The following is a 13,853-nucleotide window of genomic DNA, read 5'->3' as shown; positions in this document are numbered from 1 at the left end:
GTACGGGGCGGGCGACTCGGATGGGTCAATCGCCCGCCCCTGTACGGATCATCCTGATCCGACACCCCCACATACCGGAGAAGCAACTGCCGCACATCCGGGACACTCTGCGCATTCTGTGACGGCCCGGGGAAAGGACGCGACGCCATGTCGGAGGCTGCATCCGCCCGGAACCGGCTGACTGCCGACCGGGCCGGCGGGATCGGCCCGCTGGAACCGATGCTGCGGGCCTGGCTGCCCGCGCAACGCTGGTTCGCGGGCAAGGGCCGCACCATCACCAGGCTGAGGGCCGTCTCGGCGGCCGAACTGCTGCCGCCGGGATCCACCCCCGGACTGCTGCACCTGCTCCTCGACGTCGACGGGGACTGCTACCAGCTCCTCCTGGGCATCCGCCCGTCGCCGCTCCCGCCCGCCCTCGCGCCCGCCCTGATCGGGCACGCCGAGGACGGCCCGTACCGGGGCCGGGCGGTGTACGAGGCGCTGGGCGACCCCCGGCTCGCGGCGATGCTGCTGGAACGCTTGCGCTCCCCCGGCACGCTCGGGCCGCTCGGCTTCGACCGGGACCCGGACGCGCCGATCCCCGCGGGGCTCGTGCCCCGGCCGTTGTCCGGCGAGCAGACCAACACCAGCCTGATCTACGGGGATTCGTACATCCTGAAGGTGTTCCGCCGGGTCGGCCCCGGGGTCAACCCCGACCTGGAACTGCCCCGGGCGCTGGCCGCCGCCGGCTGCGCCCGCGTCCCGGCGCCCGTCGCCTGGTACGAGGCAGAGCTGCCCGGCGGCGAGCCGCTGACCCTGGGCGTGCTCCAGCCGTACCTGCGCGGTTCCGACGACGGCTGGCAGCTCGCGCTGCGCCGGCTCGGCGCGGGGGCCGACTTCACCTCCGAGGCGTACGCGCTCGGCCGGGCCACCGCCGAGGTGCACAGCGCGCTCGCCTCGGCCCTGCCCACCCTCGCCCTGGGCCCGGAGCAGACGGCCCGGCTGGCCGCCGGGATGACGGCGCGGCTGGCGGCCACCGCCCGGGAGGTCCCGGCGCTGCGGCCCTACGAGGCGGGGCTGCGCGGCGCCTTCGACGCGCTGGCCGCGTCCCGCGGCACCGGGGTGTCCGCCCAGCGCATCCACGGGGACCTGCACCTGGGCCAGACCCTGCGCACCGCCGACGGGAGCTGGGCGCTGATCGACTTCGAGGGCGAGCCGGCCCGGCCGCTCGCGGACCGCCGCCGCCCCGAACCGGCCGTCCGCGACATCGCGGGGATACTGCGTTCCTTCGACTACGCGGCCCGCTCGCACCGGCCCTTCGCGCCGGCCTGGGCCGACGACTGCCGGGGCGCCTTCTGCGAGGGCTACGCCCGCACCACCGGCCGCGACCCGCGAGAGGACCCCGTACTGCTGCGCGCGTACGAGACCGACAAGGCGGTGTACGAGGCCCGCTACGAGTCCCGGCACCGCCCCGACTGGCTGCACGTCCCGATGGCCGCGATCCGCCGGCTGTCCGAGCCGCAACGCCCCGCCCACCGCATGCCCCCGCCCACCCCGGGCACCACCCCCCACCCGAAGCCCCCGAGGAGGCCGCTCGCGTGAGCGCCGCACGACAGCCGTCACCGACCGTCCGCGACGAAGCCGCAGCACCCGCACCGGCGGCGGCGCCGGCGAAGAAGGCCCGCGCCCCGCGGGCCCGCCGCGCCGCCCCGCCCCACGGGATCCGGCGGGCGCCCGCGCTCGGCGGGGAGGAACGGGCCCGGCTCCTGGAGGGCCGCCACCACGATCCGCACTCCGTGCTCGGCGCCCGTACCCAGCGGGGCGGGGTGGCCTTCCGCGTGCTGCGCCCGTACGCCAAGACGGTGACCATCGTCGCCAAGGGGCTGCGCGCCGAACTCCTCGACGAGGGCGACGGGCTGTTCTCCGGGCTGCTGCCGCTCACCGGGGTGCCGGACTACCGGCTGCTGGTCGGCTACGACAGCGACGAGATCGAGGTGCACGACCCCTACCGGTTCCTGCCCGCCCTCGGCGAGCTGGACCTGCACCTGATCGGCGAGGGGCGGCACGAGGAGCTGTGGAAGGCGCTCGGCTCCGAGCCGATGGAGCACCAGGGCGTCGCCGGGACCCGGTTCACGGTGTGGGCGCCGAACGCCCAGGGCGTCAGGGTCACCGGGGACTTCTCGTACTGGGACTCCGTCGCCTACCCGATGCGCTCGCTGGGCTCCTCGGGCGTGTGGGAGCTGTTCCTGCCGGGCGTTGGCGCCGGAGCGCTGTACAAGTACGACATCACGCGCCCCGACGGGAGCCACACCCTGCGGGCCGACCCGATGGCCCGGTCGGCGGAGGTGCCGCCGGCGAACGCCTCGGTGGTGACCTCCTCCGGGTACGTGTGGCAGGACGCGGAGTGGATGGCGACGCGCGGCGACCGGCCGCCGCACCAGGCGCCGTTCTCCGTCTACGAGCTGCACCTGCCGTCCTGGCGGCCGGGGCTCAGCTACCGGCAGTTGGCGGAGCAACTGCCCGTGTACGTGAAGGAGCTGGGCTTCACGCACGTGGAGTTCATGCCGGTCGCCGAGCACCCCTTCGGCGGTTCGTGGGGCTACCAGGTCACCGGCTTCTACGCGCCGACCTCGCGTATGGGCACGCCGGACGACTTCCGCCTCCTGGTGGACGCGCTGCACCGGGCGGGGATCGGGGTGATCGTCGACTGGGTGCCGGCGCACTTCCCGCGCGACGAGTGGGCGCTCGCGGAGTTCGACGGGCGGCCGCTGTACGAGCACCAGGACCCGCGCCGGGCCGCGCACCCGGACTGGGGGACCCTGGAGTTCGACTACGGCCGCAAGGAGGTCCGCAACTTCCTCGTCGCCAACGCCGTGTATTGGTGCGAGGAGTTCCACGTCGACGGGCTGCGCGTGGACGCGGTGGCCTCGATGCTCTACCTCGACTACTCGCGCGGCGAGGGCGAGTGGTCGCCGAACGAGCACGGCGGGCGGGAGAACCTGGACGCGGTGGCGCTGCTCCAGGAGATGAACGCGACCGTGTACCGGCGCTGCCCGGGCGTGGTGACGATCGCGGAGGAGTCCACGGCGTGGGACGGGGTCACCCGGCCGACCGACTCGGGCGGGCTGGGCTTCGGTCTGAAGTGGAACATGGGCTGGATGCACGACACCCTGCGCTACATGTCGAAGGAGTCGGTGCACCGCAAGTACCACCACCACGACATGACCTTCGGGATGATCTACGCCTTCAGCGAGAACTACGTGCTGCCGATCTCGCACGACGAGGTCGTGCACGGCAAGGGCTCGCTGGTGTCGAAGATGCCCGGGGAGGACTGGTGGCAGAAGCGGGCCGCGCACCGGGCGTACCTGGGCTTCATGTGGGCCCACCCGGGCAAGCAGCTGCTCTTCATGGGTCAGGAGTTCGCGCAGGGGTCAGAGTGGTCGGAGGTGTACGGGCCGGACTGGTGGGTGCTGGACGACTCGTACGCGGCGGCCGGTGACCACCGGGGCGTACGGAGCCTGGTGCGCGACCTGAACCGCACGTACACGGCGTCGCCCGCCCTGTGGGAGCGGGACACCGTGCCGGAGGGCTTCGGCTGGGTGGAGGCCGACGCGGCGGAGGACAACGTGTTCGCCTTCCTGCGGTACGCGCAGGACGGCTCGCAGCTCCTGGCGGTGTCGAACTTCTCCCCGGTGGTCCGGCACGGGTACCGGATCGGCGTCCCGGAGGACGTTCCGCTGTGGCGGGAGGTGCTCAACACCGACCACGAGCTGTACGGCGGCAGCGGCGTCCACCACGCGCGGCCGTTGCGGCCCGAGCCGGTGCCGGCGCAGGGTCGTCCGGCGAGCCTGCGCCTGACGCTCCCGCCGCTGGCGACGATCTGGTTCAGGCCGTAAGGGCCTTCGCCATCTCCCCCTCCAGCTCCTGGAGCAGCTTGCGCTTGGCGCGCAGGCCGACCATCTGCTGGACGGGCTCGCCGTCACGGAAGACGAGCAGGGTCGGCATGGACAGCACCCCGTACCGCGCGACGGTCGCGGGGTTGCCGTCCACGTCGAGCTGCACGACCTTGAGCCGGTCGGCCTCCTCGGCGGCGACGGCGGACAGGACGGGCGCGAGCTGGCGGCAGGGCGGGCACCAGTCGGCGGTGAACTCCACCAGGACGGGTCGGCCCCGCTCGGCGAGGACCTCGGTCTCGAAGTCCCCGTCGGTCACCTCGGGCACACCGTGGGCTCGGATCATGTCGTTTCCCCTCTCACGTCGTGGGCTCTTCAGCCCGTCATCTCGCAGCGCGGAACGGCCGCCTCCCCGGCGGCCGCCTCGGCCTCGGCCAGCTGCCGCGCGACCTGCTCCCGTACGTCGGCCAGCTGCCCGATCAGCGCGTCCATCTCGGCGAGCTTGCGCCGGTAGACGGCCAGCGAGGCCGGGCAGGAGTCCCCGGCGGGGTGCCCGGCCCGCAGGCAGTCCACGAACGGGCGGGTCTCCTCCAGCTCGAAGCCGAAGTCCTGGAGCATGCGGATCTGGCGCAGCAGGCGCAGGTCGTCCTCGTCGTAGGTGCGGTACCCGTTGCCGCTCCGCCGCGCGGACAGCAGCCCCCGCGACTCGTAGTACCTCAGGGCCCGCGTGCTGGTCCCGGCCCGCTCCGCCAGTTCGCCGATTCGCATGCCCCGACGCTATTCCTTGACGCCGACGTCAAGGCAAGAAAGCGCCGCACCGGGGAAGAGGCGGTGGTTGCCGCGTGAAGGGGATGTGATGGCTCTTGCGCCGACGGGCTCGAACTGGAACCGTATGCGGAAGTGGATCTTCAACTGCCCCGATTACCGGACAGTCGCCTCACAGACCGCCAAAAGCCCTTAACACCGTAGGACTTTCCTACGAGTTATGGGCTTGTTTGTTTGGTCCGTAGGCGCCGAACCTTGGCCACTCCTACGGTTGCCGTGTGCAATCCAGCCCACCATTCAATGCCCCCGCCGCGCGCAGACTGCGCGCGGCCCTGGGCATGGCACCCGGCCACGTCGCCTACGGCCTTCACGCCCAGTACGGACTCGTCGTCGCGCCCGAGACGGTGATGGCCTGGGAGCGTGGCGAGATATCGCCCACGTCCGCCGAGCTCACCGCGCTCGCGGGCGTCCTGTGGTGTTCGCCCGGGGAGCTGCTCGCCGAGCCGGTCACCCTGCGGGAACACCGTATCGCCCGGGGGCTGGCCCCCGAGGAGCTGGCCCGGCGGATCGGTGTGGAACCGGGCGCCTACCAGAAGATGGAGGACTCCGGACGCTGGAAGGGCAACGAGCGCCAGTCCGCCGCGCTGGCGACCGTGCTGGGGCTGACACTGGCCCAGTTCCTGACCGCCACCGGCAGGAACGAGGAGCTCGCCGACGCCCTGCGCAGTGCGGTGACCACCCGCTGGCAGGCGTACGTGAAGCCGCTGGGCAAGCTGCTGCCCATCCCCCGGGGCCACCTGGAGCGGGTGCTGGAGCAGCTGCACGCCGAGTACCAGTCGCGGATGGTGGCGACCCTCAGCTGGGGCAGCGGGGGCGACGCGGCGAACGGGGACGCGGGTCGGGAGTTCCTCGCCGACATCGTGGACCGCTTCTGGAGCCTCGCCGGCGGTGCGTCCTAGGACACGTCCGGTCCTGTGCGAACGGCCCCGGGCCGTCCTGGAGGGGGACGGAACCGGGGCCGTTCGGCTGCCGAAGTGGGGTCGGAAGTCCCGGCCCCGCGGCGAAGGACCCTGGGGCCGGAGGGCTCAGAAGACCGATTCGGCCTCGTACATGCGGCCCTCGGGGACCGTCTTGAGCTCGGTGACCGCGGAGGCCAGCGGGGCCATCACGATGTCGGTGCCGCGCAGGGCGGTCATGTTGCCGTACTCGCCGCGGTGGACGGCCTCGACGGCGTGCCAGCCGAAGCGGGTCGCGAGCACGCGGTCGTAGGCGGTGGGGGTGCCGCCGCGCTGGACGTGACCGAGGATGACCGGGCGGGCCTCCTTGCCCAGGCGGTGCTCCAGCTCGATGGCGAGGCGGTTGCCGATGCCGGCGAAGCGCTCGTGACCGTACGCGTCGATCTCGCCCTTCTCGTACGGCATGCTGCCCTCGGCGGGGTGCGCGCCCTCGGCCACGCAGACGACCGCGAACTTCTTGCCTCGGGAGAACCGTTCCTCCACCATCTTCACCAGGGCGTCCACCTCGAAGGGGCGCTCCGGCAGACAGATCCCGTGGGCGCCGCCGGCCATGCCGGACTCCAGGGCGATCCATCCCGCGTGGCGGCCCATGACCTCGACGACCATCACGCGCTGGTGCGATTCCGCGGTGGTCTTCAGGCGGTCGATGGCCTCGGTGGCGACCATGACGGCGGTGTCGAACCCGAAGGTGCGGTCGGTGGAGGAGATGTCGTTGTCGATGGTCTTCGGCACGCCGACCACCGGCATCCCGGCGTCCGACAGCATCCGGGCGGCGGTCAGGGTGCCCTCGCCGCCGATCGGGATGAGCGCGTCGATGCCGTACCGCTTCGCCAGCTCCTGCGCGTTCTCGGCGGCTTCGTGCAGCCGTGCGCGCTCCATGCGGGCCGAGCCGAGGATGGTGCCGCCGCGGGCGAGAATGCCGCTGACGGCGTTGATGTCGAGGGGGCGGTAGTGGCCGTCGAGGAGGCCCTTGAAACCGTCCTCGAAGCCGATGACCTCGTCCCCGTGACCGACCAGGGCCCGGTGTACGACCGATCGGATGACAGCGTTGAGGCCCGGGCAGTCGCCGCCTGCGGTGAGAACTCCGATACGCATCGTGCTGTGTCTCCTGCTCCTGGTCGTCCGACCGGGCACGTGCGGGCGACCGGTCGGCCGTAGATATGAAGGGCGTATTGATGAAGCGTGTCCGATTCTTCCACGGGCCCGGGGTGGGGCGCGCTTCCTGCTGCTCCGCCCAGAAGGCCTTTCGACCCCCCTGACAGGCCCGTTTCCCGGCGGGCGTCCTATCCGTCCGCACCGGTATCGTCAAAGGGGCAAGCCCCTACCAATCGGGTCAATCAGGTCCACCATGGAACGGAGATTCACGCGTGACGCGCAGCGTGTACGTGACCGGCATCGAGCGGGGGGACGGCCGTCAGGTCGTCGAACTGGGGATCATGGAGATCCTGACCCGGCAGACGGGACGCGTGGGCGTCTACCGTCCACTGCTCCACGACGGACCCGACCGTCTGTTCGAACTCCTGAAGGCCCGCTACCGGATAGACCAGGACTCGGCGACGGCCTACGGGATGGAGTACCAGGAGGCCTCGACGATCCTGGCGGAGAAGGGCACCGACGAGCTGGTCTCGCAGCTGGTCGACCGCTACCACCGGCTGGCCCGCGACTACGAGGTCATGCTCGTCCTCGGCACGGACTACGCGGAGACCAACCTCCCCGACGAACTCGCCCTCAACGCCCGCCTGGCCAACGAACTGGGCGCGGTGGTCGTGCCCGTGGTGGGCGGCACCAAGCACTCCGCCGACGCCGTGCGCGCCGAGGCCCGCAACGCCTACCGCGCCTACGAGAGCCTGGGCTGCCACGTCGTCGCGATGGTGGTCAACCGGGTGGCCCCCGAGGATCGCGACGTCATAGCCGGGCGTCTTGCCGCCCGGCTCCCCGTGCCCTGCTACGTGCTGCCGGACGACAAGTCGCTGTCCGCCCCGACCGTCGCCCAGATCACCCGAGCGCTCGGCGGCGAGGTGCTGCTCGGCGACGAGGCCGGGCTGGCGCGCGACGCCCTGGACTTCGTCTTCGGCGGCGCCATGCTGCCGAATTTCCTGAACGCGCTGACGCCCGGCTGCCTGGTCGTCACCCCCGGGGACCGTTCGGACCTGGTCGTGGGCGCGCTGGCCGCGCACACCTCGGGCACCCCGCCGATCGCCGGTGTGCTGCTGACGCTGAACGAGCGCCCGACGCAGGAAGTCCTGACGCTGGCCTCGAAGCTCGCGCCGGGCACCCCGGTCGTCTCGGTGGCCGGCAACAGCTTCCCGACCGCCGCCGAACTCTTCTCCCTGCAGAGCCGGTTGAACTCGGCGACCCCGCGCAAGCTGGAGACCGCGCTCGGCCTGTTCGAGCGTCACGTGGACACCCAGGAGCTGCGCGACCTGCTGTCGGTGGCCCGTTCGGAGCGCATCACCCCGATGATGTTCGAGCACGGACTGCTGGAGCGGGCCCGCTCCGAGCGGCGCCGGGTGGTGCTGCCCGAGGGCACCGAGGAACGCGTGCTGCGCGCCGCGGACGTGGTGCTGCGCCGCGGGGTGTGCGACCTGACCCTGCTGGGCGAGGAGCAGGCCATCCTGAAGAAGGCCGCCGACCTCGGCATCGACATCTCGGGCGCGCAGCTGATCGACCCGGCGACCTCCCCGCTGCGGGAACGGTTCTCCGAGTACTACGCCAAGGCCCGAGCCCACAAGGGCATGACGGTCGAGCTGGCCAACGACGTGGTCACCGACGTGAACTACTTCGGCACCCTGATGGTCCAGGAGGGCTTGGCCGACGGCATGGTCTCCGGCTCGGTGCACTCCACCGCGGCGACCATCCGCCCGGCCTTCGAGATCATCAAGACCAAGCCGGAGGCCTCGATCGTCTCCTCCGTCTTCTTCATGTGCCTGGCCGACAAGGTCCTCGTCTACGGCGACTGCGCGGTCAATCCCGACCCGAACGCCGAGCAACTGGCGGACATCGCCGTCCAGTCGGCCGCCACCGCGGCCGCCTTCGGCGTCGAGCCCCGGATCGCGATGCTCTCGTACTCGACGGGCACCTCCGGTTCGGGCGCCGACGTGGACAAGGTCCGCAAGGCCACCGAGATCGTCCGCGAGCAGCGCCCCGACCTGGCGGTCGAGGGTCCGATCCAGTACGACGCGGCCGTGGAACCCTCCGTCGCGGCGACCAAGCTCCCCGAGTCCGAGGTGGCCGGCCGGGCGACGGTGCTGATCTTCCCCGACCTCAACACGGGAAACAACACGTACAAGGCCGTGCAGCGTTCGGCGGGCGCCGTCGCGGTCGGCCCCGTCCTCCAGGGCCTGCGCAAGCCCGTCAACGACCTCTCGCGCGGGGCCCTCGTCCAGGACATCGTCACCACCGTGGCGATCACCGCGATCCAGGCGCAGTCCCAGCCGCTGCCGCAGGACCGGTAGTCCTCCACCGCACCCGAACAGCACCCGACCCGCACTCGCCCGCACCCGAAGGAAAGACCCCTCACCGTGACCGCATCGCGCGTACTCGTCCTCAACTCCGGTTCCTCGTCGGTGAAGTACCAGCTGCTCGACATGGCGGACTCCTCCCGCCTGGCGGCCGGCCTGGTGGAGCGCATCGGGGAGGAGACGTCCCGCCTCGTGCACGAGCCGCTGACCGGCCCCGGCGCGGCGGGCGGCAAGAGGGAGCGGCTCGGCCCGATCTCCGACCACGGGGCGGCGCTGCGGGCCGTCGCGGCCGAACTGGCCGCCGACGGGCTGGGCCTGGACTCCCCCGAACTGGCCGCGGTGGGCCACCGGGTGGTGCACGGCGGGACCCGGTTCACGCAGCCGACCGTGATCGACGACGAGGTGCTGGCGGAGATCCGGAGCCTGATCCCGCTCGCGCCGCTGCACAACCCGGCGAACGTGACGGGCATCGAGGTGGCGCGCTCGCTGCGCGCGGACATCCCGCAGGTGGCCGTCTTCGACACGGCCTTCCACTCGACGATGCCGGAGTACGCGGCCCGGTACGCGATCGACGCCGCGACGGCCGACAAGTACTCCATCCGGCGGTACGGATTCCACGGAACCTCGCACGCCTACGTGTCGCGGGCGACGGCGGCGCTGCTCGGCAAGGCACCCTCGGACGTGAACGTGATCGTGCTGCACCTGGGCAACGGCGCCTCGGCCTCGGCCGTGCGCGGCGGGGTCTGCGTGGAGACCTCCATGGGGATGACCCCGCTGGAGGGCCTGGTCATGGGGACCCGCTCGGGCGACCTCGACCCGGCGGTCGTCTTCCACCTGGCCCGGGTGGGGGGCCTCTCGGTGGATGAGATCGATTCGCTCCTGAACAAGAAGAGCGGTCTGCTGGGCCTGTGCGGCGACAACGACATGCGCGAGGTGCGGCGGAGGGCGGAGGAGGGCGACTCCTCGGCGCAGCTCGCGCTGGCCTCGTACGTGCACCGGCTGAAGAAGTACATCGGTGCCTACTCGGCGGTGCTGGGCCGGGTGGACGCCGTCGTCTTCACGGCCGGGGTCGGGGAGAACGCCTCCTGGATCCGGGAGGCCGCCGTGGAGGGTCTGGCCGAGCTGGGCCTGGCGCTGGACCCGGAGGCCAACGCGGTGCGCTCCCCGGAGCCGCGGCTGGTCTCGGCGGAGTACGCCCGGGTGGCCGTGGCCGTGGTCCCGACCGATGAGGAACTGGAGATCGCCTCCCAGGCGTACGCGCTGGTTACTCGGTAGTCACTTGGAGTTTCCGCCAGACGGAATATTCCGCTACGAAACAAACGGATAGGATCCGCTTCATGCGCCGTTCCAAAATCGTCTGCACGCTGGGCCCCGCCGTCGACTCGTATGAGCAGCTGAAAGCGCTCATCGAGGCAGGTATGAACGTGGCCCGATTCAACTTCAGCCACGGATCCCAGGCAGAACACCAGGAGCGGTACGACCGCGTCCGGAAGGTCTCCGAGGACACCGGGCGCGCCGTCGGCGTCCTCGCCGACCTCCAGGGCCCGAAGATCCGTCTGGAGACCTTCGCCGAGGGTCCCGTCGAGCTGGTGCGCGGTGACGAGTTCACCATCACCACCGAGGACGTCCCGGGTGACAAGTCCATCTGCGGCACCACCTACAAGGGCCTCCCGGGCGACGTCGCCAAGGGTGACCAGGTCCTGATCAACGACGGCAACGTCGAGCTCCGGGTGACCGAGGTCGACGGCCCGCGGGTCAAGACCATCGTCATCGAGGGCGGTGTCATCTCGGACCACAAGGGCATCAACCTGCCGGGTGCCGCGGTCAACGTCCCCGCCCTGTCGGAGAAGGACGTCGACGACCTCCGCTTCGCCCTGCGGATGGGCTGCGACATGGTCGCCCTGTCCTTCGTCCGCGACGCCAACGACGTCAAGGACGTCCACAAGGTCATGGACGAGGAGGGCCGCCGGGTCCCCGTCATCGCCAAGGTGGAGAAGCCCCAGGCCGTCGAGAACATGGAGGCCGTGGTCGCGGCCTTCGACGCGGTCATGGTGGCCCGTGGCGACCTGGCCGTCGAGTACCCGCTCGAGAAGGTCCCGATGGTCCAGAAGCGGCTCATCGAGATGTGCCGCCGCAACGCCAAGCCGGTGATCGTCGCGACCCAGATGATGGAGTCGATGATCACCAACTCGCGGCCGACCCGCGCCGAGGCCTCCGACGTCGCCAACGCGATCCTCGACGGTGCCGACGCGGTCATGCTGTCCGCCGAGTCCTCGGTAGGCGCCTACCCGATCGAGACCGTCAAGACGATGTCGAAGATCGTCGCGGCGGCCGAGGAGGAGCTCCTGTCCAAGGGCCTGCAGCCGCTGGTCCCGGGCAAGAAGCCCCGTACCCAGGGTGGCTCCGTCGCCCGCGCGGCCTGCGAGATCGCGGAGTTCCTCGACGGCAAGGCGCTCATCGCCTTCACGCAGTCCGGTGACACGGCCCGCCGCCTGTCGCGCTACCGCGCCACGCAGCCGATCCTGGCCTTCACCACCGACCCGCACACCCGCAACCAGCTCACGCTGAGCTGGGGCGTCGAGTCGTACATCGTCCCGCACGTGGACACCACCGACGCGATGGTCGACCTGGTCGACGGCGAGCTGCTCAAGCTCGGCCGCAACAACGAGGGCGACACCGTGGTGATCACGGCCGGCTCGCCCCCCGGCGTCCCCGGCACCACCAACATGGTCCGGGTCCACCACCTGGGCGGCGGCGAGCGCGACTGACGTCGCGGCGCTCCTCGCACCGCTGCAACTCTGCCGCACAGAGGCCGAGGGCCGGCACCCGATCGATCGGGTGCCGGCCCTCGGCATGTGCGTACGCGGTGCGGGACCGCTCGGGACTACTCCGGCGGGCCGATGTAGTTCTTCAGTCCGGGCACCGTCAGGGTGCCGCCGAACTGGCCGGCCTGGACGACCTTGACGTTCGTGAAGAACGCGAACGGGACGTTCAGGGGCGGCGGGCTGTTCGGGGTGAACTCGATCGGGATCAGACCGAAGAGGTTGCCCTTGAGGCTCTCCGTGTACATCGTCACCGTGCCGCCGCGGATCTTGGACGTGGAGCCCGGACGCGACTTCAGGTGGGCGACGTTCTTGTCCTTGCCGACCGTCTGGTACAGGTCCTTGATGTCCAGCGAGTCCGCGGTGAACTTCAGGACCTTCTTGGTCTTGCCGCCGGCCGTCTTCACCTCGACGATGCCGTGGTAGTCCAGGCCGTAGAGGGTCAGGAGCGAGCTGTCGAGGTACCAGGGCTCGTCCGGCAGGAGCGGGATGCCCTGCTCCAGCTCGGCGTCGGCCAGGGCCTTCGCGTCGTAGGTCGGACAGGGGAAGGGTTCCTTCCCGTCCGGGTCCTTCGTCGCCGCGTCCTTGGCCTTGTCCTCCTCGGTCTTCTCGCCCGTCTCGTCCTTCGGGTTCGTGACGGTGTCCTTGACGTCGTCGGACAGCTCCTCGACGCCGACGCCCGCCTTCTTCGCGGCGTCGCGGATCGCGTCCGCGGCCGGGTCCGGAGCGGGGGTCTTCGGCGGGGTCGTCTTCGGGGTCGTGGACGGCGTGGGGGTGGGGGTGGCCTTCGGGTCCGCCGGGGGCTTGGTGAGCCCGTCGACGAGGCCCTTGAGGGCGTCCCCGACACCCAGCGGGTCCAGCGGGTTGGTGGTCTTGGTCGGAGTCGGCGTCGCCGAGGGGGCCGGCTGCTTGTCCGCCGTGGACCCGGCGGGCTGGGACTTGTCGGCCGCGGACTTGGTGGCCGTCGGATTCGGGGCCGCCGTCCCGCCCGGCTTCGGCTTCGCCGGCGCGGTCGGTGCGGGGGTCTCCGTGGCCGACGCGCTCGGGGACGGCGACTTCGAAGGCGACGGCGACTTCGACTCCGCGGGTTCGTCGGACCGCGTCACACACGGCCCGGGCGCGAAGGGGATGTCCTTGTCGTCGGCCACGGCCAGCTTCGGCGCCATGCCCATTCCGACGAACACGGCCGTCGGCATCGCCGCCAGCGCCATCGTCTTGCCGACGGGTATCTGGAGCTTGGTCAGCAGCGACTTCCTGGGGGCCGCGTGCCGCGGCCCCTTGATCTCACGGGACTCTGCGCCTGGGGCCACGCCCCGCTGCGTCTCGTCACCCCGCACTGTTCCTCCCGCCATCGGCGTGGGCAGTCATCTCGCTCGGGTGTGCCGTTTCCGTCGCTCGGGGCGCGGGTACGCCCTGGGGGCCCGCCATCGACTCCGCCTTGGCCATGTCGACCGCGGCGGCCGGCGGCTGGTCCGCGGGCTCCTCGTCCGCGGGATGCCCGGGGGCCCACGACAGCGCGAGGGCGCCGCCGATCATCGCGGGGATGAAGCCCAGGCCGAAACCGCCCAGGTTGGACACCGGGATCGAGACCAGGGCCAGCAGGATCGAGGCGACACCGGCGAAGACGCGGATGGCCTGCTGGAACCACAGGGCCAGGCCCAGCGTGATCAGCAGGACGCCGATGATCAGCGCGCCGGCGCCACCCGTGGTGGCCATCGCCAGAGTGATGTTGCCCAGGCGCAGGTCTGCGTACGGGAAGTACGCGATCGGGAAACCGCTGACGAGCGTGAACAGCCCGGCCCAGAACGGACGGCGGCCGGTCCAGGCGTGGACGTAGTAGTACACCACGGTGAGCCAGGCGTCGTCTTCGGCGCGAACGTATACGGGGGCCTTGGGGTTCATGGACAACAGCTCCCT

The 13,853-nt window shown here is 71.3% G+C and carries 11 protein-coding genes; 6 read left to right on the top strand and 5 right to left on the bottom strand.

Translation table 11 applies throughout. The features are described from left to right. Nucleotides 1–147: 147 nt before the first annotated feature. Entirely contained in the window at nucleotides 148–1,581 is a 1,434-nt protein-coding gene (locus ACFYYJ_RS27160; RefSeq protein WP_389136201.1) for a maltokinase, read from the top strand. After that, entirely contained in the window at nucleotides 1,578–3,875 is a 2,298-nt protein-coding gene (glgB, locus tag ACFYYJ_RS27155; RefSeq protein WP_385122165.1) for a 1,4-alpha-glucan branching enzyme, read from the top strand. The genes ACFYYJ_RS27160 and glgB overlap by 4 nt, the downstream gene beginning before the upstream one ends. Here glgB and ACFYYJ_RS27150 read toward each other — a convergent pair. Then, on the bottom strand, nucleotides 3,865–4,218 hold the full coding sequence (locus tag ACFYYJ_RS27150; protein WP_385122162.1) for a thioredoxin family protein: 354 nt from the start codon (nucleotides 4,216–4,218) through the stop codon (nucleotides 3,865–3,867). The genes glgB and ACFYYJ_RS27150 overlap by 11 nt on opposite strands. 29 nt (nucleotides 4,219–4,247) lie before the next feature. Beyond that, nucleotides 4,248–4,640, bottom strand: a complete 393-nt coding sequence (locus ACFYYJ_RS27145; RefSeq protein ID WP_385122159.1) for a MerR family transcriptional regulator — start codon at nucleotides 4,638–4,640, stop codon at nucleotides 4,248–4,250. Nucleotides 4,641–4,915: 275 nt separating this feature from the next. Here ACFYYJ_RS27145 and ACFYYJ_RS27140 point away from each other — a divergent pair, with 275 nt between their 5' ends. Next, the gene (locus ACFYYJ_RS27140) at nucleotides 4,916–5,596 is read left to right on the top strand and encodes a helix-turn-helix domain-containing protein (RefSeq protein WP_385122158.1); all 681 of its coding nucleotides are present in this window, start codon (nucleotides 4,916–4,918) and stop codon (nucleotides 5,594–5,596) included. Between the two features lie 126 nt (nucleotides 5,597–5,722). Here the strand turns inward: ACFYYJ_RS27140 and ACFYYJ_RS27135 are convergent, their stop codons facing one another. Then, on the bottom strand, nucleotides 5,723–6,748 hold the full coding sequence (locus ACFYYJ_RS27135; protein ID WP_385362940.1) for an ATP-dependent 6-phosphofructokinase: 1,026 nt from the start codon (nucleotides 6,746–6,748) through the stop codon (nucleotides 5,723–5,725). A 272-nt stretch (nucleotides 6,749–7,020) separates the two neighbouring features. On the opposite strand from ACFYYJ_RS27135, the gene pta reads away from it, so the two are divergent. The 3 genes from pta to pyk all read left to right on the top strand — a co-directional run bounded on the left by pta (nucleotide 7,021) and on the right by pyk (nucleotide 11,882). Continuing rightward, nucleotides 7,021–9,108 carry a phosphate acetyltransferase gene (gene pta, locus ACFYYJ_RS27130; protein ID WP_389136195.1) on the top strand — a complete coding sequence of 696 codons (2,088 nt, stop codon included), beginning with the start codon at nucleotides 7,021–7,023 and terminating at the stop codon, nucleotides 9,106–9,108. 66 nt (nucleotides 9,109–9,174) lie between these two features. Continuing rightward, nucleotides 9,175–10,389: an acetate/propionate family kinase gene (locus tag ACFYYJ_RS27125; protein ID WP_389136193.1), complete on the top strand. Its 1,215-nt coding sequence runs from the start codon at nucleotides 9,175–9,177 to the stop codon at nucleotides 10,387–10,389. A 62-nt stretch (nucleotides 10,390–10,451) separates the two neighbouring features. Continuing rightward, entirely contained in the window at nucleotides 10,452–11,882 is a 1,431-nt protein-coding gene (pyk, locus tag ACFYYJ_RS27120; RefSeq protein ID WP_382639961.1) for a pyruvate kinase, read from the top strand. Between the two features lie 116 nt (nucleotides 11,883–11,998). On the opposite strand, the gene ACFYYJ_RS27115 is transcribed toward pyk, so the two are convergent. Together ACFYYJ_RS27115 and ACFYYJ_RS27110 are read right to left on the bottom strand one after the other, a co-directional pair. Next, nucleotides 11,999–13,273 carry a hypothetical protein gene (locus tag ACFYYJ_RS27115; protein ID WP_385366630.1) on the bottom strand — a complete coding sequence of 425 codons (1,275 nt, stop codon included), beginning with the start codon at nucleotides 13,271–13,273 and terminating at the stop codon, nucleotides 11,999–12,001. Next, nucleotides 13,263–13,838 (bottom strand): DUF6114 domain-containing protein, encoded by a 576-nt coding sequence (locus tag ACFYYJ_RS27110; RefSeq protein WP_385366629.1) that lies wholly within the window; start codon nucleotides 13,836–13,838, stop codon nucleotides 13,263–13,265. The genes ACFYYJ_RS27115 and ACFYYJ_RS27110 overlap by 11 nt, the downstream gene beginning before the upstream one ends. Nucleotides 13,839–13,853 lie beyond the last annotated feature (15 nt).

Source organism: Streptomyces sp. NPDC002467 (genome assembly GCF_042889825.1).
Taxonomy (GTDB): Bacteria; Actinomycetota; Actinomycetes; order Streptomycetales; family Streptomycetaceae; genus Streptomyces.
This window is presented reverse-complemented; position numbering and strand designations above follow the sequence as displayed.

Coding starts and splice junctions, on each gene's coding strand:
- ACFYYJ_RS27160 (WP_389136201.1), top strand. CDS start 148: ATGTCGGAGGCTGCATCCGCCCGGAACCGGCTGACTGCCGACCGGGCC.
- ACFYYJ_RS27150 (WP_385122162.1), bottom strand. CDS start 4,218: ATGATCCGAGCCCACGGTGTGCCCGAGGTGACCGACGGGGACTTCGAG.
- ACFYYJ_RS27145 (WP_385122159.1), bottom strand. CDS start 4,640: ATGCGAATCGGCGAACTGGCGGAGCGGGCCGGGACCAGCACGCGGGCC.
- ACFYYJ_RS27135 (WP_385362940.1), bottom strand. CDS start 6,748: ATGCGTATCGGAGTTCTCACCGCAGGCGGCGACTGCCCGGGCCTCAAC.
- pyk (WP_382639961.1), top strand. CDS start 10,452: ATGCGCCGTTCCAAAATCGTCTGCACGCTGGGCCCCGCCGTCGACTCG.
- ACFYYJ_RS27110 (WP_385366629.1), bottom strand. CDS start 13,838: ATGAACCCCAAGGCCCCCGTATACGTTCGCGCCGAAGACGACGCCTGG.